The sequence below is a fragment of the Endozoicomonas sp. genome (assembly GCF_965196975.1).
Classification (GTDB): Bacteria; Pseudomonadota; Gammaproteobacteria; order Pseudomonadales; family Endozoicomonadaceae; genus Endozoicomonas.
Genome location: NZ_OZ239981.1, coordinates 5689078 through 5709630 on the forward strand (window position 1 = coordinate 5689078; position 20553 = coordinate 5709630).

Sequence of the window (20553 nt, forward strand, 5' to 3'; positions counted from 1 at the left end):
AGAGGGACAGAGAAAAAGGTATGAAGGTAAGTTTCTAGAGACTCTCAGGATAATGGAAAGCGGTAGCCGCACAATAATATGCACGGCGAGGGGGAAGGTTTGTCAGTTCTGTTTCATCTTTACTGTCCAGTCAACTGATGAATCAACCGCGCTGCCAGTCGCGCAGTATGGCTATCAACATCATGTCTCGGGCAGGTTTCGGCAATATCAAAGAGTTTCAGCTTGCCGCTGTGTTTGATGATATCCAGCAACGGTTCCACCACTTCCAGTGGAATGCCTCTGGCCGCTGGTGCGCTGACGCCGGGAGCCAGGGCGGCAGGGAAGGCATCAATATCGATGGTCAGGTAAATATGATCCACCTGATCAATAAATTGCTGGAGAGCCTGTTGCAGCGATGGCAGGTTGAGTATTGTCATCTCTTTATCGAGCCGGTAGGTGACACCCAGTTCATCTGCCCGATTGAACAATGCCTGGGTATTACTGCTTTCACTGATGCCAAGACAAAGGTAGTTGAAGGGGATGTTTTGTTCCCGGGCGTATTCCGAAGCCTGCCAGAATGGGGTTCCTGAGCTGGGGCCTACTTCGGGTAAACGGAGGTCAAAGTGGGCATCAACGTTGATGATGCCGACATTGATTGGGTGACTGCCTTTACCCTTCTTTTGTTTTTCCAGGTGCATCATAAGCCCCTGGTATGAAGCCCAGCCAATTTCATGACCTCCTCCCAAACCAACTACTAATTGACCATTGTCTAATAGTTCGCACATCTTCCCGGCATAGTTCTGCTGAGCCTGCTCAAGATCGGTTCCATGGCAGCGAATATTGCCCGTATCCCAAACCGGGGCGTTACGGTTCCAAGGCAGGTTGGTCAGGGCTTGTCGAATATGGTCTGGTCCTTTGGCTGCACCAAGGCGCCCCTGGTTTCTTCGGACGCCTTCATCGGACTCAAACCCCAATAAGGCAACCCCTTGTTCACTACCCGGTGTATAGGTATGAACTTTCTGATGCCAGCGTTGGGCAGCCTGTGTGTCGGTTTCCTGGTCAATACGGCCAGACCAGGTGAAGGGTTGGTTTCTGGAGATCGTTGATTTCACAATTTGGCCATTTTTTATGATCAGGGAAGGGGAGATGCCAGTGAGTCCGGCCGCCAGAGAGGCAGGATGGCTGACAGGCCAGAGCAACAGGTCGGCATCCAGACCTTCTTTGATTCTGCCAGTTTTTTCTTGAAGTCCAAGAGCCTGTGCCGCATTGCGAGTACAACCGGCAAGTGCCTCAGAAGGGGTCATACGAAACAGGGTACAGGCCATGTTCATCATCAGCCGTATAGAGGCGAGAGGGGATGTGCCAGGGTTTAAATCGGTTGCAATGGCAATGGGAACGCCTGCCTCTCTTAACGCATCGATAGGTGGCAGCTTGGTTTCCCGAAGGAAGTAAAAGGCACCAGGCAGTAGAGTAGCCACCGTGTTGCTGTTTTTTAAGGCCTCAATACCGGACTGGCTGAGGTATTCAAGATGATCAACGGAAAGTGCCTGATATTTTACCGCCAGCTGTGTACCGCCACTGTCAGAGAGTTGTTCTCCATGGAGTTTGATTTTCAGCCCATGGGCTTTGGCTGCTGTGAATACCCGTTCTGTCTGTTCGGGGGAAAAGGCAATGTTTTCACAGAACACATCCACTGCATCGGCCAGCTGCTCTCTGGTAACGGCAGGCATCATCTCCGTACAGACATGCTCAATGTAATCATCCGCCCGGTTTTTGTATTCCGGTGGCAGAGCGTGGGCACCCAGAAACGTACGAACGACAGTGACAGGGTACTCGCTGGCCAGCAGTCTCGCAGCCTGGAGCATTTTGGTTTCGGTCTCTGTATCCAGACCGTATCCGGATTTGATTTCCAGTGTGGTAACTCCTTCAGCCAGTAACGCCTCAAGCCGGGGGCGGGAATCGTCAATCAGTTCTTCAATCGTGGCTGCCCGGGTGGCTTTGACGGTGGAGATAATACCGCCTCCCTGCTTGGCGATGGTTTCATAGCTGACGCCTTCAAGCCGTTGTTCAAACTCTCTGGAGCGGTCTCCGGCATAGACCAGGTGAGTGTGGCAGTCGATCAGGCCGGGTGTTAACCACTGCCCCTGTCCATCAATGGTCTCTTTGGCCTCACTGGCTGGTGGTAATTCCGATTCTGCACCTGCCCACACAATCTTTCCATCCTGCACCAGAATGGCTCCCTGCCTAATGCTGTTATAGGGGCATGATGCACTCTGTTGGTGCGAGTCAGGGCTGATTGAGGCGCGTGCCGGATCCATGGTGGCAAGGTGAATGTTCCGAATGAGCAGATCGCAGGAGGTCAGTGATTCGCCAGCGTTACTGTTGTTCATGGTATCCGGCCGTTATTGGTTAACTGAGTTATGAACGATTGATTCAAGAATCATCAGTATTTTTATCAGAATCGTACAAATTGCATTATTATTAAATTGTATATACAACTATATACAATAAGATTATATGAGCAACCTGCGGTCTTCAGGATCGCCTAAAAAGCCTTGATTGGCACCTATAAATTATGAATCAACGCCTGTTACCCCGTTATCAGCAGATTAAGCACTTTATTCTGGACAAGATTGAGTGCGGTGAGTGGGCAGAATCCCGCAAGGTACCTTCTGAGAATGAGCTCTGCCAGCAATTCTCGGTGAGCCGGATGACGGCCAGAAAGGCGCTGCAGGAGCTGACGGCTTCGGGCGTTCTGATGCGTCAGCAGGGGCTGGGTACGTTTGTGGCTCCTCTTAAGCCGCAGTCATCCATGCTGACGGTCAGAAATATCGCTGATGAGATCCGGGAGCGTGGCCATGGTTACAGCAACCGGGTATTGCTTCTGTCTGAAGAGAAAGCGTCTGAGGCCATTGCGCTTTCTCTTGAATTGCCGGAATCCGCCACCGTTTTTCATTCCATTATTGTTCACTATGAAAATGGCCTGCCTCTTCAGTGGGAAGAGCGCCACATTAACCCGCGGTTTGCTCCGGACTACCTGAAGCAGGACTTTACTCAGGAAACCCCCAACGTTTACTTGAACCGGGTGGCGGCGCTTACAGAGGCGACACATGTCGTTGAAGCGATGCTGCCTTCGGAAGAAATTTCCGGAGCACTGGATATGGAATCTGGTGCTCCCTGTCTGAGAATCGTGAGAAGAAGCTGGTGTCGGAATGGCGTGGTCAGTATTGCCAAGCTGATGCACCCTGGAGACCGATACCGTTTGGGAGACCACTTACAGTTTTCTTGAGCCGGCATGTCGGATCACAGGAGCAACACCCCTCCTGAGAGCCTGTCGATCAGGTTCTCCGGTTTTATGGAAATGACAACGACTTTGCAGGCGATATTTCCACAATAAAACAGCGTAACGTAGAGGACGGTGAATATGGCAAGTGAAGAGGCGAAGGTGCCAACTGGCAAAGCAGGCAGTAAAGGGCATCGACGATTTGATCCTGACCGAATCATTCGGGCTCCCAGAGGTTCTGAGCTGAATACCTGCAGCTGGCAGGTAGAAGCCCCTCTGCGTATGTTGATGAATAACCTGGATCCGGAGGTCGCAGAGCATCCTGAACAATTGGTGGTTTATGGCGGTATTGGCAGGGCCGCCCGGGACTGGGACTGCTACGACCAGATAGTAGCGACGCTGAAACGTCTGCAGACGGATGAGACACTGCTTGTTCAGTCCGGTAAGCCGGTGGGAGTCTTCAAAACCCATCCCGGCGCTCCCCGTGTATTGATTGCCAACTCGAATATTGTGCCTTATTGGGCAAACTGGGAGTACTTCCATGAGTTGGATAAACAGGGCCTGATGATGTATGGCCAGATGACGGCAGGCTCCTGGATTTACATTGGCTCTCAGGGCATTGTTCAGGGTACCTACGAAACGTTTGTGGCCATGGCCAAAGCCCACTTCAATGGTGATGCTTCGGGTAAGTGGATTCTGACTGGTGGTCTTGGTGGCATGGGGGGCGCACAGCCTCTGGCTGCGACCATGGCGGGTTTTTCCATGCTGGCCTGTGAAGTGGATGAGTCTCGAATCGACTTCCGCTTGAAAACCCGTTATCTGGATAAGAAAGCAGCGACGCTGGATGAAGCGCTGGCCATGATTGAGCAGGCCAAATCAGAAGGTAAGGCGATTTCGGTTGGTTTGCTGGCGAATGCAGCGGATGTATTCCCTGAGCTGGTTGAGCGCAATATCACGCCGGATGTGGTGACGGATCAGACCTCAGCGCACGATCCGTTGAATGGTTATCTGCCTAAAGGGTGGTCGTTGGAACAGGCCAGCGAACGCCGTCAGGCAGATGAAGCCGCCGTCACTAAGGCTGCACGAGAGTCTATGGCCGTTCAGGTGCGGGCTATGCTGGAGCTGCAGAAACGGGGGGCTGCCACTGTTGATTACGGCAATAATATAAGACAGATGGCGAAAGAAGTCGGGGTTGAAGACGCGTTCGACTTCCCTGGTTTTGTGCCCGCCTATATTCGCCCACTCTTCTGTCAGGGTATTGGTCCTTTCCGCTGGGCAGCTTTGTCTGGTGACCCTGAAGATATCTACAAGACCGATCAGAAAGTCAAAGAGCTGATCCCCGATGATGCGCATCTTCATAACTGGCTGGATATGGCCAGAGAACGTATCGCTTTCCAGGGGCTGCCTGCCCGTATCTGCTGGGTAGGTTTGAAGGATCGGGCTCGTCTCGGGCAGGCCTTTAACGACATGGTGGCCAGTGGTGAACTGAGTGCGCCGGTGGTGATTGGTCGAGACCATCTGGATTCAGGTTCGGTGGCCAGCCCTAACCGGGAAACCGAAGGTATGCAGGATGGCAGTGATGCAGTCTCTGACTGGCCTCTGCTGAATGCATTGTTGAATACCTCATCGGGCGCAACCTGGGTGAGTATTCACCATGGCGGTGGTGTTGGTATTGGTTACAGCCAGCATTCTGGGGTTGTGATTGTGGCTGATGGTACCGATGAAGCCCGGGAGAAACTTGGCCGGGTGTTGTGGAATGACCCGGGAACCGGGGTGATGCGCCATGCTGATGCTGGGTATGACATTGCCCGGGAGTGTGCGCAGGAGAACGGTCTGGATCTGCCCATGCAGTCGGGAGGGCGCAGGTATGAATGAGTTAGTGATTTCCCCCGGAAAATTATCTCTGAGTGACCTGCGCAAGGTTAGCCGTTATGAGGTTCAGATCAAGCTGGACCCTGTCTGTTATCCAGTCATCAACAAGAGTGTCGCCTGCGTCAATCAGGCGCTGGCCGAGAACCGGGTTGTTTATGGCATCAATACGGGGTTTGGTCTGCTGGCCAGCACACGAATTCCAGATCAGGAGCTGGAAGCTCTGCAAAAGAGCATAGTGCTCTCTCATGCGACAGGTGTTGGTCAGTTTATGGATGAAAGTACTGTCCGCCTGATGATGGTATTAAAAATAAACAGCCTTGCCCGGGGGCTTTCGGGAGTGAGGCTGGAACTGATTGAAGCCCTGATCCAATTGATTAACCTGGGGGTATACCCCTGTGTTCCTGAAAAGGGTTCGGTGGGAGCCAGTGGTGATCTTGCGCCGCTGGCTCACATGAGCTGTTTATTACTGGGTGAAGGTCATGCCCTGCTGGATGGTCAGCAGGTGACGGCTGTTGAAGCGCTGACTTACGCTGGTATGGAGCCCATGAAGCTGGCGCCTAAAGAAGGGCTTGCTCTGTTGAATGGTACGCAGGCCAGTACGGCCTTTGCTTTGCAGGGACTGTTTGGGGTGGAAGATTTAATGGCATCAGCCATTATTGCCGGAAGCCTTTCCATTGAAGCCGCCATGGCCAGTCGGAGTCCTTTTGACCCTCGTATTCACGAGGCTCGTGGGCTTAAAGGGCAAATTGATATTGCCCATGCCTACCGCGCCACACTGGACCACAGTGATATAGAACAGGCTCACATAGATTGTGACAAGGTACAGGACCCGTATTCATTGAGGTGCCAGCCTCAGGTGATGGGGGCCTGCCTGGAACAGATGCGTTACGCCGCTGGCCTGCTGGAAGTGGAAGCCAATGGGGTTACTGATAATCCCCTGGTCTTTGCGGAAGAGAACGAAATACTCTCCGGTGGTAACTTTCACGCAGAGCCAACCGGCATGGCTGCCGAAGCATTGGCACTGGCCATTGCAGAGATAGGAGCCATCAGTGAACGACGAATTGCACTGCTGGTGGATCAACATCTGAGTGGACTGCCGCCATTCCTGGTGAAGAACAGCGGCGTCAATTCCGGCTTTATGATTGCTCATAATACCGCTGCAGCCTTAGCCAGTGAAAACCGTTGCCTCTGTCATCCTTCGGTTGCCGACAGTCTGCCCACTTCTGCTAACCAGGAGGATCATGTCTCCATGGCAACTTATGGGGCGCGTCGATTGCGGGAGATGAACAGTAATACGTCGTCTATCGTGGGCATTGAGTTGCTGGCGGCGGCACAGGGGGTGGATATGAGGAAACCCTACAAAACGTCTGAAACGTTGCAGCTGGTGATGAAAACGGTGAGAAAGGACATTCCGTTCTACGATCAGGATCGGTATTTCTTTCCTGATATCCAGAAAGCCTCCGAACTGGTAGCCAGTGGTGAGTTGAACGTGTATATGCCAACTGAGCTGTTACCAAGCCACTCATAGTTTATGCAGTCTGCATAAAGTAGGAGAAAAAATGATCAGCTTGTCTCAGGGATGAGGCACTGTTTGATAATCGTTATTTAAAGAACCACTTCTTTCATTTTTCGATACTGCGTTGGAGATGTACCTGTCCAGCGTTTGAATGCCCGGCTGAAACTGGCGGTATCTGAAAAGCCAAGGTCATGAGCAACTTCGGTAATGGGTTTCTGAGAGTGCTGAACGTCATGGAGTCCCTGTTTCTGACGAAGTTCATCCAGTAAATTTCTGAACGATGTCTCTTCAGAGAACAGTTTTCTTTGCAGATTCCTTGGACTCATATTCAGCTCAGCAGCCAACGCTTCCTGTGTTGCTTCACCCGAAATGAACAAGTCAGCCAGGTGTTGCCTTGCCCGCGTTACGAAGTTTCGGTTAAGAGAATCCAGATAGCGGCGCAGCAGCTCACCGTTGGTGCTGGCAATTTCTGGACTGGCTGTCGGTAGCTCGTTTTCCAGAACGTGGGGTTGAAAGACAACCCTCAAACAGTCTGAATCAAAGTGTACCGGGCAGGGAAGTCCCGCTTTCCAGAGTTCAGGTTGATCTGGGTATGGGCGGGGCAGTTTGACACAAACAATATCTTCAGGCCGAAGGCCAAGGTGGTTGATTGCTCGAATAATGGTGATGGCAGCGGAGGCATCCATGGCCTCATGACAGGGGGCCGGGTAGTTTTCGCGCACACCATAGATCAACTCTGCACAGTCCTTTTTCTCTTTCAGCTCCAGTTCGACAGCGGTGCTGATCACTGCAGAAAAACGAACCATGGTTTCCAGCGCTTCACGGACGCTACCACAAGCCTGAATGACATAGCTGAACGCATAGAGGTGATTGGTTTGCAGGTGTTGAGAAACCAAAAGGCCAATGGCCGGGTTGCCTGTTTCACGTACGGCTGCTTTCCACAGAACCGCCATTTTCTGGATGGGGATTCTCTGACCCGCCTGGGTTAATAACGATGGGTCTATGCCGGCTTCCTGGAGTAATGGTTCAACCGGACAATGGACGCTTTTAATCGTATTGACCAATGCCAGCGCCCAGGAACTTAATGTCGTTGCATCGTCGTTTACGGTAATCGCTTTTGTCTTATTCGCATTTGTTGTTGTCATGTCAGGTCAAACTTCTGTCCGTTAAAGTCAGGTCAGCAGCAATTATCCGGTTATATCATGGGGCACCGAAAAAAATAAAATAACAATCGGTGTGCAGGATAGCTGATGATCATAATAAAAAAAGCTGTAGTTCTCCTTTCTTTATGCCTGTTTCTGGCCGGTTGTGGGCAGGAACAGAAGCAAAGCACAACGACAGAAATTCCTGCAGGAAAGGCTCACCCACTGCTTCAAGCCCACACTGCCGAGTTTGAGCGTAAGGTTTATAAGGTCACTGATGGCGTCCATGTTGCCGTTGGTTTTGGCCTTGCCAACTCCATCATGATTGAAGGTGATGATGGTCTCATTATTGTTGATGTGATGGAAAGCCGTGAAGCGGCAGAGTCTGTTCTGAATGAATTCAGAAAGATTACCGATAAGCCCATCAAAGCCCTGATTTACACCCACAACCATGCCGACCATATTCTGGGAGGCAAAGGCTTTGTGCCCAGTGGCGATGTTGATGTTTATGCCCATGCATCAACCAATACTTACATTAACCGGGTGATTAATCAGCTGAGACCGGTCATCGGTGATCGAAGCAGCCGGATGTTTGGCAACCTTCTTGAGAGAAACGACGCTGGTTTGATTAATGCCGGCATTGGTCCTGCTCTGGATGCTGGCCATGGTGGCGGTACACCAACGCTGATACGTCCGAACAAAACCTTTGATGATGATCTGGAATTAGAAATCTCGGGAGTTCGTATTCAGCTGGTGCATGCGCCTGGAGAAACCAATGATCAGTTATTTGTTTATCTGCCGGATCATGATGTGCTGATGCCAGGGGATAATATTTATAAGGCATTTCCCAACCTTTATACCATCCGGGGCACACTTTACCGCGATGTTCTGAAGTGGACTCAGAGCCTGGACAAAATGCGACAGTTGAATCCTGCGCATCTGGTGCCCAGCCATACCCGCCCTCTCAGTGGTCGTGAAGAGATCAATGAGACATTAACCGCCTATCGGGACGCTATCCAGTTTGTCCACGATCAGACCATCAGGGGCATGAACCAGGGGCTGACGGAAGATCAGCTGGTGGAGTCTGTGCAATTGCCCGAGCCACTGGTCAGCCACCCCTATCTTCGGGAACTGTACGGCACCGTCGAATGGTCGGTACGCAGTATCTTCAACGGCTACCTGGGGTGGTTTGATGGTGATGCAGCAACGCTGTCAAAAGCACCGGAAAAAGAGCGTGGGGAAAATATGCTGGCCCTGCTGGGGGAAGACAAGGTGGTTGCCGAAGCCCGCAATGCTCTGGAGCAGGGTAAACACCGCTGGGCTCTGGAGCTGGTGAATTATCTGTTATTTGCCGAGCCAGATCATTCGGAAGGCAAAGCCATCAAAATTCAGGCAATGCGCAGTCTTGGGCAGGCTTCCATGAACCCGAATGGACGCAACTATTATCTGTCACAGGCTCTGGAGCTGGAGGGGCATACCGTTGAGCCGGAAGTAATGACACCAGAGAAGCTGGCGCTGATTAAAACCTTCCCCATTGGCAACTTTATTCAGGCAATGACCGTAGCGTTGAATCCGGAAAAAAGTTCGGGTGTGGATAAGACCCTGAGCTTTGATTTTACCGATGCCGAAGAGCAGTACAGCCTGCATGTTCGCAGTGGCATTGCGGAGTTTATCCGTGGCGATATTGCCAATGCCGATATCCGGGTATCCGTCACCACCGATGAATGGATTGACCTGGTACTTGGGGAGAAAAGTTTTGCAACTGCGCTGGCCACCGGCAGCCTGTCTGTTGAGGGTGGAATGACCCAGCTTCCGGGACTGGTGAGTTTTTTGTCGCTGTTTGACCCGGTTCAATAAAAACCAGAGCAGAGGTGGGCTCGGCTGAGCCTGCTTTTGCAACTTAATCAACCCGAACAATAACAATAAGCGGGATTCGATGTGGTTACTAACAATACAGTATCACCTATTTGCGCAGCCATTCTTCTGTCAGCGATTTCGCAGCAGGCAATGGCAAAAACGTTTGAGGCCCTCGATGGTGAGCTGACTGGCTCATTGAATACGACCATCAGTGCCGGCATGAGTGTCAGTACTCAGAACCCGGACAGCAGACTGTACACATTTGGAGAGAGTAAGGACCTGAACATCACACCAGGCAGCGGTACTGGACCCAATGCGGACAATGGCCGACTGAATTTTGGTAAAGGGGATGTGATTTCCAACCAGTATAAAGGACTGACAGACCTGACACTGGAATACCGTAACTATGGCTTTAAGGGCAGCGTCAAATACTGGTATGACCATTGGCTGGAAACGAAAAGTGGCCGCTATACCGACTTCGACGACAGTGGCTTTGATGATCTGGCCAGTTTCAGTGGCATAGAGCTGCTGGATGCCTATGGCTGGACGTATTTCGATCTGGGTGAGATGCCGGTGGATATCCGGCTGGGTAAGCAGGTATTGAGCTGGGGGGAAAGTACCTTTCTACAGGGGGGCATCAACATCATTAACCCCCTGGATGCCGCTGCCTTTAACCGCCCGGGGGTTGAGCTTAAGGAAGGTCTCCTGCCTGTTGAGATGCTGTATGGCAGTGTTGGTCTGACTCCGGCAATGACGCTCGAAGGATTTTATCAGTTTAACTGGCGGCCTACGGTTCTGGATGGTTGTAATACCTTTTTTGCAACGACGGATGCTATCCAGCCGGGCTGTGGTCCTATTTATACACAGGCAACATTATCCAATGCGGAAGAAGAAAATGTTGGTGGTGGGCTGAACACGATTATTGATCGTGTTGCTGATGACCTGCCTAATGATCAAGGTCAGTGGGGGGCGTCGCTGAAGTATTATGCTGAACATTTGAATGGAACAGAGTTTGGTCTTTATTTTATCAACTACCACAGCCGAAACCCTTACCTGAATGCAACCAACGCCAATCTGGCGACGCCCGGAGATACGATCATTCCCGGGCTTGGTGGGCGTCAAGGGGCGACCTATAACGCCGTATTTCCGGAGAATATTCGACTCTATGGTCTGAGTTTTAATACCAGTCTCAATAGTGGGTGGTCTCTGAGTGGTGAGCTTGCTTATCGTCCAAATATGCCTTTGCAGATCAATATCAACGACCTGCTGGCAGATGCCTATCAGGGGGGGCAAACCCATCAGATCCAAGTGATTATGGAGCAGCGGTTGAGGGTTATGTCCGCAAACCGGTGACCCAGCTTCAGATAACCGCACTCAACACATTTCCACAGGTTATGGGAGCTTCCGAATTAGCGCTGATTGGTGAAATAGGCTTTATGCACGTTGGGGCATTGGGTGATGAAAACCGTTATGGCCGCTCAGCAATCTTTGGCCCAGGAGATGATGGTTCAGGCACCTGCAATAACAGTGACAACATCACCGATGAATTCTGTACTAATAAAGGGTATACGACGTCTGACAGTTGGGGGTATCGACTGAATGCGACTCTGGTTTATAGCAGTGTACTGCCGGGGGTAACCCTTAAGCCATCACTGTCTTTCCGTCATGATGTCAATGGCTATGCCTATCAGCCTGGCGGTGCTTTTGAGGAAGGCCAGATGGCAACAACGCTGAGTCTTGGCTCTATTTATCGTGATGATTATAAGGCGACACTGGCTTACACCAGCTTCTTTGGCAATAACCAGTACAGCACTCTGGATGATCGTGACTTCATGAGTTTCAGTATCAGCGCCAGCTTCTGAGCCCTGATTCTGACTGTGGGAGAATAATAATAATGAAACCTGTTGATACTCTACTTAGTAGCACTGCCAGACGACTGGCGCTGGCTGGTATGATTGCACTGGCACCGATGGTTCAAGCCAGCCCAACACTCTCAACCACGGATCCGCTCGATCAGTCACTAACCCCAGTTGGGGCTGAAAGAGAGGGGAATAGTGCCGGTACGATTCCCGCCTGGACCGGTGGTTTAAAACCGGAGCAGGGAGCCATGCAGCCCGATGGCAATATGGCGAACCCATTTGCCAGTGATGAGGTGCTGTTTACCATTACGGCAGAAAACCTTGAGCAATACCGTCACCAGCTGACGCCCGGCCAGCTGGCTATGTTCAAACGCTATCCCGATAGCTTCAAAATGAACGTTTTTCCAACCCGTCGCAGTGCCAGTTACCCTGATTCCGTGTATGAGGCAACGCGCCGTAATGCTGAAACCACAACGCTGCTGGACGGTGGTAATGGCATTGCCGGGTTGGCAAATGGAGTGGCTTTTCCTGAACCTGAAAATGGTCTGGAGGTCATCTGGAATCATATGCTGCGCTACCGTGGCGACAGTATGGACCTGACCCTCAGCCAGGTGATTGCAGAAGCCAATGGCGATTATCGGGAAATCATCAAGCAGACCATCTGGAACTTCTTCCCGAGCATTACCGACCTGGAAGAGGAGTCAAACCTGTTGTTTCTCTATAAGTCCAAGGTATTGGAGCCAGTCCGGATGGCAGGGGAAGTGACACTGGTGCATGAGCCTATTGACCAGGTTGCTGAGCCAAGACGAGCGTGGAAATATCTGCCAGGGCAGCGTCGTGTACGACGGGCGCCCAATGTTGCCTATGATAATCCTGCAACCAGCAGTGATAATCTAAAAACCTCAGATAACCTGGATATGTTCAATGGTGCGCCCGACAAGTATGAATGGACATTGAAGGGTAAACAGGAAATCTTTATTCCCTATAACAGTTATGTGCTCTATGACAAAAGCCGGAGTAATGCCGACATCATTCACCCGGGGCATATCAATCCGGAACTGGCCCGTTATGAGCTTCATCGCGTCTGGGTGGTTGAAGCCGCTCTTAAGGATGGCCAGCGCCATGTCTATGGCAAGCGCACTTTCTACATTGACGAAGACACCTGGCAGGCGTCAATCATCGATTTATATGACAGTCGAGATCAGATCTGGCGGGTGGGGATGGCCCATGCCATCCAGTTGAATCCTCAGCAGGTGCCCTGGCTGGTAACGGAAGTGTTCTATGACCTTTATTCTGGCCGTTACATCACCAATGGCATCGCCAATAGTTATAAAAAACCGCTGATCTTTGGGCAGCTGGCCAGTAAATCCGATTACACCCCCGCAGCGATACGGCGTTGGGGGCGCTAGGGTTAGCATATCGGTGAAACTGCTTTTCCGGGCAGTGTTACTGAATAAAAATAATAACGATAAAGCAGGTAAATCATGGCCAGAAAGTTATTGATGTCAGGCGTTGCCGTCGCCGGAATAGGGGTGTGCAGTGTATTGCTGAACCATTACCTGACAACACCAAGAACATACGACGATACCTCTTTGAGTGAGTGGCGGCCTGATGGGCCTCGTTATGTGGCTCCAGAAAACCCCGTGCTTGGGGTGAATGACACATTCCGTTCGCTTCATGGTTCAACCCGCAATTCTGACGAGGTGCTCACCGCCGTGGCACCCGAGGTTGAGCTGGATTGGGTTGTTGAGCAGGATATGTTCATCACCGAAGGGCCATCCATAGATCGGGAGGGTAACCTGTATTTCAGCCCAGTGACGCCGAAAGAGCATGTGGTTCTGGTCTCCCTTGATGGCAAAACGGGTGAACGACGTTGGACCATTGAAGGTTACAGCCAGGGTGGAGGCGCTCCGTTGGTGCTGGACGACCCGGATCGCCCGGGTGAGCAGATTATCTATCTGACACTGTATGAACGGGCGCTGGCTGTCAGGCCCGATGGCGAGATCATCTGGGATGTGCAAACCGGCCTGAAGAAGTACATAGATCCTGTTCAGGGGCTTGAAAACAGCCATAACTTTGGTGCGAATTATCTGCCTCAGGCCGATGCGATTGTCAGTGTGGTCATGGATGGCACGATGATTATGCTGGACCGAAAAACCGGCCGTCTGCTGTTGCCTGAGCCATTTATAATTCCCGGCGCTCCTGCAAAACCCTCTAATGCGACCAGGATTCCACAATGGTTGCTTGACAGAGCCGATGCTGTCGCCAGAGAGGCTGTTGGGGAGGACCCGACCCATGGAGGGCGCTTCAGTCGGGTGATGGATATTCTGTTTGGCGGAGGGGTAAAAGTTGCTAACTACTTTTCCATCGATCCTGCCACCGGAAGAATTTTTGTCGCTGCTACGGCAGAAGATGAAGACGATGGGGTTAAGGACGGTCTGGCTGCCAATGGTGCAATTTATGGCATTGATGTCGTCAGAAGGGAGGGCAAGTTACAGCTTGCTGTTGCGGCGAAGGCAATGTTTGAAGGGGGGACCGGTTCAACACCGGCGCTAACTGCAGATGGCAAACGAATCTACACGTCGGATGAGCATGGGCATGTTATCGCCTATGACCGGGATCTGAATGAACTCTGGCGACACAATGTCGGGGAGCAGGTACTGGCTTCCATCACGGTAGCTTCGGAAGGAAATGAGCTTTACGTTGCCACGTTAAAAACGCTTTATAAGTTGTTTGACCGTGGAGATCGTGCTGAAGGGGGGTGGTCTGCCAGTCTGGATATGTATCCGGAGCTGATGGGGGCAAAAAATATCAATTTGCTCACTGCCACCGTGACCGCAAACGGGATTGCCATGATGGCTGGTAACGGCATTTTGACTAAGAGTGGCAAGGCGATTCCTCTTACCGTCGGGGTTGGGCTTCTGGATCGTGAAACCGGGAAGGTAATCGGCTATACCCAGGGACTTGAAGAGTCGGTAGCAACAACCATTACCGGGCCAGATGGTGGTTTTTATATCGGACACTCTCCCGTACGAAGGGCGCTCAGTAAATCGCTGATGGGCCCTCTGGTGAATGACCTTACCGGAGGCATTGCACGATACAAACCAGTTAACCGACAATCTCTCAGTCATCATATTCTTTGCAGCGCATCCATTCGTGCCGAAAACGCATCAACGTATTTCAATAGCTATCCGGCTTCTGCCCTTGAAGATCTGAGCCACGTTCGTGTGTTGTTGAGGCAGCTGAATGAAATACCATCGAATGACAGAGCGTCAAGCATTGGTGATTTTGATGAGTTATTAAACTCTGCTGATAGGGGGGGAGCTAAACAATTGGCCATAGAACTCAGTAACGCTTGTGAATTTGTCCGAGCCGATTCAGAGCATCAATTGGCTTCTAAGTAACTAACCATATGAAATCCTATTCTCTGAGTAAGTGGTTAGTCACTCTCGGCAACTGCTCCATACGTTGCTCTAACTCCTGCATCCATGCAGTTGTGCAGCGTTACAACGTTGGTCACATAGCTACGGCTATGCTCCCGCCGTTGTGCCTTGCATGGTAACTATCCACTCACTCAGAAGTATTCGATTCCATATGGCCAGCTACTTACCAATTAAAAAACTGGAAATGAAGACTGTGAGTTCTAAAGTCATTTTGATTTCTCATAACCGCTGAGAATCTTGACTGGTTTTTAGCTGAGAAGCCAGAATCCCTGACCAGGGCCGCGCAAGACTGGAGGCACCACAGAGTGATTATTAAGCGTCAATGGTCTTTTTTAGAAGGATTACTCCTTCCTTGTTTTATATCAAAATAATATGTCAGCAAATTGCTATATTGCGCGCAAAATCGATGTTGCCGATTTTCTGTTCAACAGGAATCAGGTATTACAATAATTCCAGCGGTTGGGTTTCCACTGTTGTCCGGTCAGCCTTAGCTCAACAGAGCTTAGCGGGGTAGTTGACGTGTTTAGCTTTCTTGGTGCATTAGCAATTTTGATCGTAGGCTATCTGGTCTATGGAAAATGGGTCGATCGTCACTTTGGGGCGGATCCGAATCGAGAAACTCCGGCGCATACCCTTCAAGACGGTGTCGACTTTGTCCCTCTACCCTGGCATAAGATTTTTCTAATCCAGTTTCTGAATATAGCCGGTCTTGGTCCTATTTTCGGTGCCATTATGGGAGCACTGTATGGTCCGGCTGCATTCCTGTGGATCGCTTTTGGCTGCGTGTTCGGTGGTGCTGTCCACGACTACTTTTCTGGCATGCTCTCAGTGCGTCACCAGGGGCAATCCATCCCTGAAATTGTTGGGCATTACCTGGGAGAAGGTTCTCGCAAAGTAATGCGTGGCTTCTCAGTGGTGCTCCTGCTGCTGGTGGGTGTTGTCTTTATGATGGGGCCTGCCGGGTTGTTGGCGAACTTGGGAATGACAGGCATCTTTGCTGATACCAGCTTCTGGCTGGCAGTGATTTTAGCCTATTATTTCATGGCTACCGTGTTACCTGTGGATAAAGTCATTGCGAAAATTTATCCACTGTTTGGTTTAACCCTGTTGATTATGGCCGTCGGTGTTGGTGGCATGATGCTGGTGAAAGGTCTGCCGATTCCTGAAATAACCGATCCGCTTTCACATCCCAAAGGTCTGCCAATCTGGCCAATGCTGTTTGTTACCATTGCCTGTGGTGCCATCAGTGGCTTTCATGCAACCCAGTCTCCGATGATGTCACGCTGCCTGCCAACTGAAAGCTATGGCCGTCGTGTATTTTATGGAGCCATGATTGCCGAAGGCGTGGTAGCCCTGATCTGGGCAGCAGCGGCGATGGCTTTCTTCCCCAATGGTCTGGAAGGTCTTAATGAAGTATTGGCAAAAGGTGGTGCGGGTCTGGTAGTCAATGAAGTGTCTGTCGGCTTGATGGGAACCGTTGGTGGGATGATGGCCATCCTTGGTGTTATTGCCTGCCCAATCACTTCCGGTGATACCGCTTTTCGGAGTGTACGACTGATCTTTGCCGATGCGTTGAATATCAGTCAGGCAAGCACAAAGAACCGGTTGATGCTGGCAGTTCCCGTATTTGCGGTTGGTTTTGCTCTGACCTTTATCGATTTCAACATTATCTGGCGTTACTTCGCGTTCTCTAATCAGGCACTGGCAACCATTGTTCTCTGGGCATCGGCCATGTATATGGTTCACCTGGGAAGAAGTCACTGGCTGGCTTCACTGCCTGCAACCTTTATGACCGCCGTGTGTACTACCTATATTCTGATGGCCCCAGAAGGACTTGGCCTATCTGCTGCTATTTCTTACCCAGTGGGTGCTGTAGCAGCCATTGCAGCAATTATCTGGTTTATGATGGCGGCTGCCAAACGGAGTGTATCGGCACAACCAGCGGTATAAAGTTCACGAATGACCTTAAAAAGCCCTGTTTTTCAGGGCTTTTTTTTGAGCAGGGTTAAATGCGCAATATATGGTTATCCCAGCGACAGTCAGCGTGCTTAACTTGATGGATGCGCTTTGCCATTCCCTGTAAGCATTCCAGCACCTGAATCTCACCAAAACCATTGCTTACTGCCAGCCTGCTTGGCGAGAGTGGTGTAATACCGGCACAATCCCGGTGATAGAAAAAAGACTTCAGTTGCCCGGTGGATTTCTGTATCAGGGCGACTCGGTTTCCCGTGGGAGAGGTAACTGCAATGGTGTCCGCTTCTGAGAGTAAGGCAACACTGGCAATATAGCCTTTCAGTGCCAGCCATTGCTCCGGTAGAGCCTTTATCGCTTGAATAGGATTACCCCGCTGATGGGTAGCGACCAGAGGTAAGGCCTCATCATTACTGCCCTGATGTTGCATGCCAATAGCAACCGTTCCATCGCTGGCAATATCCAGGTGGCGTATGCTCAGGTGGGGATCGACAAATGACCGTTGCTCGATAGTCTTTCCAGAGTGACGGTTCAGATAAACCAGTGAGGGCTCCAGTGAACCAGGGTTCAGGGTTTTTCTTCCTGTGTCAGGGTGAGTTTTGATACCTCCAACGGCAACAACCAGTGTTTCTCCGTCTGGCATCATTTGAATTTCATGGGGACCCGGAGAGGGGAGTAGCCACTCTCCTGTTCTCTTGTATCCCTGTTCAGCGTCATAAATACCGATGGCACCCTGTAAAGAGCTTAAGTTATTTTCTGTTGTGTATAGCCATTTTCCATCCTGACTGAAAACGCCATGGCCGTATAAATGCCTTTGAGGATTCATAGTAATAGTTTTGTATATCTGAGCCTTTTCAACATCAACCACATAAAAACGATAGCCAGGGCGTCGCTCAAAAACGATCACCTCCATGGTATTGGTGCGAAGGCAGGCATCATGGAGTCGTTCGGGGACAGGGATAATACTGGATTGAGCTTTGTATGGGTTTATCAGGCGAATACTGGGATTACCTGCTGAGTCCATGGCTGCAGAGGCCAGTACGTGACGGGAGGTTGATGTACATCCGGTACCGGTTAACCCTATAGCCGACAGAATTAGTGCACTTTTTATAAATACGCGTCGATGCATTTTTCTACTGTTTCAATGGGGCTATTCTTGAACAAGCCCCCTAATCACCATCACTTGAATTAAAACCAAGAGGAATTTCAAGTTTGGTTGCTGTTTTCACAACCTGCTTGCCAAGTGAGTTAATTTGTTCTTTCAGACTAAGCAGGTCTTCAGCTCTGCCCTGTTCAATGGCAGTCATGAAATCATAAGGCAGGTTTTGCATCGATAATGAAAGGCTGTCCAGTTCCAGAACGATGTCCTGCCATAGTGCTGCCTGTTCCTGGTTTGCTGATTGCTCAATGGCCAGAGCGACCAGAGAATCAAAGGCTGCGAGGACGGTGCGGATGTTTTCCAGGGACTGTCGGCTACGCCAGGATTCCGCCATAAAGAGATTGGTGCGGTTTTTTCCTAAGGGGAGAGCCAGCTCTTTTCTCAGGCGTGAGGTCTGGGCATCAAGGCTATTCAGCACCCAACCATTCAAACCAAACGCATGTTTACCGCGCTCCATTGCCATCAGTTTTATATAATAGTTACCTGACTTTTCCCAGTTCTGTTGTAACTCCAAACTGTTGGCATAAAGCGCTTCGGTGTTCTCAACCAGAAACTGGCAGTACTCAGTTTTCTTCAATGCCAGGGCATCGTTAGCCTGAGAATCAAAAAGCAGGTATTCGGATGCGGACAAACCCTGAAGGATCACGCTGTCTGATAGTAAAGGTACAGGGGCTTTGTTCTTGAGTCGTTCTTCCACTTTTCGACCGGTTAAGTTCTTTTTATCAGGCCAGAACTGAAAGCGCCAACCTTCCATGTTTTCTTCCAACATCAACTGGCTAACGGCTTCTGCAGATTGCCAGCTTAGCATGGTGGTACGCCACTGTTGCTGCAGTAAACCAAAGTGTTTGTTATCCGGATTCAGACAGAACTCCGATGCCAGGTTTCGAAGGTTTGAAGCTTCAGAAACCAGGCTGGTATAACGTGGCTGAATCTGGTCTTCCAGCAAGATGGTCATGGGCGAACGGGACAAATCCAGTTTTTCAGGGAAAAACTGATCGCACCCACTCAAGGCCAAAGAAAGAATTATCAGTGTCAGGTACTTCTTCATAAGGATTCTACAAAGTGAATCAACGCGTTACGCTCTCTGGCACTCATTGCCAATACTCGTTGTTTGGATTTGGCTGCTTCGCCATCATGCCAGAGAATAGCTTCTATTAGTGTCCTTGCCCGACCATCATGAAGAAAACCTGTCGTTTCATCAACTTCATGAGTGTGACCAATCCCCCATAGTGGTGGTGTACGCCATTCACGACCATTGGCCAGGAATTCAGGGCGATGGTCAGCAAGCCCTTCTCCCATGTCGTGTAATAACAAATCAGTATATGGCCAGATCTTCTGGTTTGCCTGTTCTCTGGCAGCAGTAGAGCCGATTGTAAATGACGGAGTATGGCAGGAAACACAATCAGCGTCGTAAAAAAGCTGTTTACCTGTGAGAACTTTGTCATCTTTGGCATCGTGCCTGACAGGCACAGCAAGATTCTGGCTGTAGAAGGTTACCTTATTGAGAATATTGTCAGATACTTCGGGGTGCTCCCCTGCCATTTGCTCATGACAGCGTTTTTGTTTAGCGGTGCAGCTTTCTTTCATAAAGAGGCTGCTGGTCAGTCCCATATCACCATTGAAGGCTGCGGCATTCTGTTGCTTTAGCGTTGGCTGCCCGGCTTTACAGCCAAAGCGACCGATAGCGGTCTTGTTCTGCTCAACATCCCAGACCCGGTTTGCTTTTCCGGAAATACCATCACTGTTTTTATCATCAATATCTTCATTGGCGAGAAGGTCGTTTTCGGAGATCCCTTCCAGCAGACCGAGACCAATCATAGGTGGCGCTATCCGTGCTGACATCATGACGTTGCCATAGTCATCTGACGATAATGGACCATAGCCAGGCTCTTCAATTGAAATAACGGGCTTTCTTAACTCAACGGTTTCACCGTCCTGAAACGTAACCTTATGGTATTCATAAGTGACTCGAACGCGACCTTCAGCAATACCTCCGGGCAAGGCAAAATCCTGTAGCTGGTCACCATAAACCGGATGAGGGATTACACCCTGATGGGGTAATAACGGCAGGTCTTCTGAGCTGGGAGGAATACTGAGTCTGACCAGCATGGATACACGGTTAAGGTCACCATCTTCTGGCGCATGGCCACGTCCATCCTTGATATGGCAGTTCTGGCAACCATTGGTGTTAAAAATGGGCCCTAGACCATCTCTGGCTTTGGTGCTGGCGGGGGCTGCAACCCAGGGGTTTCGAAAAAAACTGTTACCAACACTGAAGTCCAGACGACGGCTTACTGCCATATTGGCAGAGGGAAGCGAAAAGGCATTACGCCCAGAAACAGTGGCTGATGTCTGGCCACCTGGTCGCTCTTCACCTTTCTCATAGGTGACTTTTTCGGTGTTGTTACAGCCCAAAAGCCCTGATCCGGTGATCAGGGCTAAAAAGGCGAACCCCATGGCTCGTAATAACAT

12 protein-coding genes and 1 pseudogene are annotated in these 20553 nt (G+C 50.6%); 8 read left to right on the forward strand and 5 right to left on the reverse strand.

Translation table 11 applies throughout. From position 1 onward, the window contains the following. Positions 1-119 precede the first annotated feature (119 nt). Positions 120-2369, reverse strand: coding sequence for an imidazolonepropionase (hutI, locus tag ACOCLE_RS25200; protein ID WP_419534754.1), 2250 nt, complete (start codon positions 2367-2369; stop codon positions 120-122). 185 nt (positions 2370-2554) lie between these two features. On the opposite strand from hutI, the gene hutC reads away from it, so the two are divergent. The 3 genes from hutC to hutH all read left to right on the forward strand — a co-directional run bounded on the left by hutC (position 2555) and on the right by hutH (position 6662). Next, positions 2555-3268, forward strand: coding sequence for a histidine utilization repressor (gene hutC / locus ACOCLE_RS25205; protein WP_419534755.1), 714 nt, complete (start codon positions 2555-2557; stop codon positions 3266-3268). 135 nt (positions 3269-3403) lie between these two features. Beyond that, positions 3404-5137 (forward strand): urocanate hydratase, encoded by a 1734-nt coding sequence (gene hutU / locus ACOCLE_RS25210; RefSeq protein ID WP_419534756.1) that lies wholly within the window; start codon positions 3404-3406, stop codon positions 5135-5137. After that, positions 5130-6662 (forward strand): histidine ammonia-lyase, encoded by a 1533-nt coding sequence (hutH, locus tag ACOCLE_RS25215; protein WP_419534757.1) that lies wholly within the window; start codon positions 5130-5132, stop codon positions 6660-6662. The genes hutU and hutH overlap by 8 nt, the downstream gene beginning before the upstream one ends. A gap of 77 nt (positions 6663-6739) precedes the next feature. Here hutH and ACOCLE_RS25220 read toward each other — a convergent pair whose 3' ends face one another. Continuing rightward, the gene (locus ACOCLE_RS25220; protein ID WP_419534758.1) at positions 6740-7795 is read right to left on the reverse strand and encodes an AraC family transcriptional regulator; all 1056 of its coding nucleotides are present in this window, start codon (positions 7793-7795) and stop codon (positions 6740-6742) included. A gap of 105 nt (positions 7796-7900) precedes the next feature. Between ACOCLE_RS25220 and ACOCLE_RS25225 the strand changes: the two genes are divergently transcribed. The 5 genes and pseudogenes from ACOCLE_RS25225 (at position 7901) to ACOCLE_RS25245 (ending at position 16901) form a co-directional block, all read left to right on the forward strand. Then, positions 7901-9649 (forward strand): alkyl/aryl-sulfatase, encoded by a 1749-nt coding sequence (locus tag ACOCLE_RS25225; RefSeq protein ID WP_419534759.1) that lies wholly within the window; start codon positions 7901-7903, stop codon positions 9647-9649. Positions 9650-9799: 150 nt separating this feature from the next. Further along, positions 9800-11511: pseudogene (locus tag ACOCLE_RS25230) on the forward strand (DUF1302 domain-containing protein). Between the two features lie 32 nt (positions 11512-11543). Then, a complete protein-coding gene (locus ACOCLE_RS25235) occupies positions 11544-12917 on the forward strand; it encodes a DUF1329 domain-containing protein (RefSeq protein ID WP_419534760.1) in 1374 nt (457 codons plus the stop codon). A 75-nt stretch (positions 12918-12992) separates the two neighbouring features. After that, positions 12993-14912 (forward strand): hypothetical protein, encoded by a 1920-nt coding sequence (locus tag ACOCLE_RS25240; RefSeq protein WP_419534761.1) that lies wholly within the window; start codon positions 12993-12995, stop codon positions 14910-14912. 558 nt (positions 14913-15470) lie between these two features. Further along, complete coding sequence (locus ACOCLE_RS25245; RefSeq protein ID WP_419534762.1) at positions 15471-16901, forward strand: carbon starvation protein A; 1431 nt, start codon at positions 15471-15473, stop codon at positions 16899-16901. A gap of 55 nt (positions 16902-16956) precedes the next feature. On the opposite strand, the gene ACOCLE_RS25250 is transcribed toward ACOCLE_RS25245, so the two are convergent. From ACOCLE_RS25250 to ACOCLE_RS25260, 3 genes are all read right to left on the reverse strand, one after another. Beyond that, positions 16957-18051: a DUF1513 domain-containing protein gene (locus tag ACOCLE_RS25250; protein WP_419534763.1), complete on the reverse strand. Its 1095-nt coding sequence runs from the start codon at positions 18049-18051 to the stop codon at positions 16957-16959. Between the two features lie 40 nt (positions 18052-18091). After that, on the reverse strand, positions 18092-19036 hold the full coding sequence (locus ACOCLE_RS25255) for an imelysin family protein (RefSeq protein WP_419534764.1): 945 nt from the start codon (positions 19034-19036) through the stop codon (positions 18092-18094). 89 nt (positions 19037-19125) lie between these two features. Beyond that, a complete protein-coding gene (locus tag ACOCLE_RS25260) occupies positions 19126-20553 on the reverse strand; it encodes a di-heme oxidoredictase family protein (protein WP_419534765.1) in 1428 nt (475 codons plus the stop codon).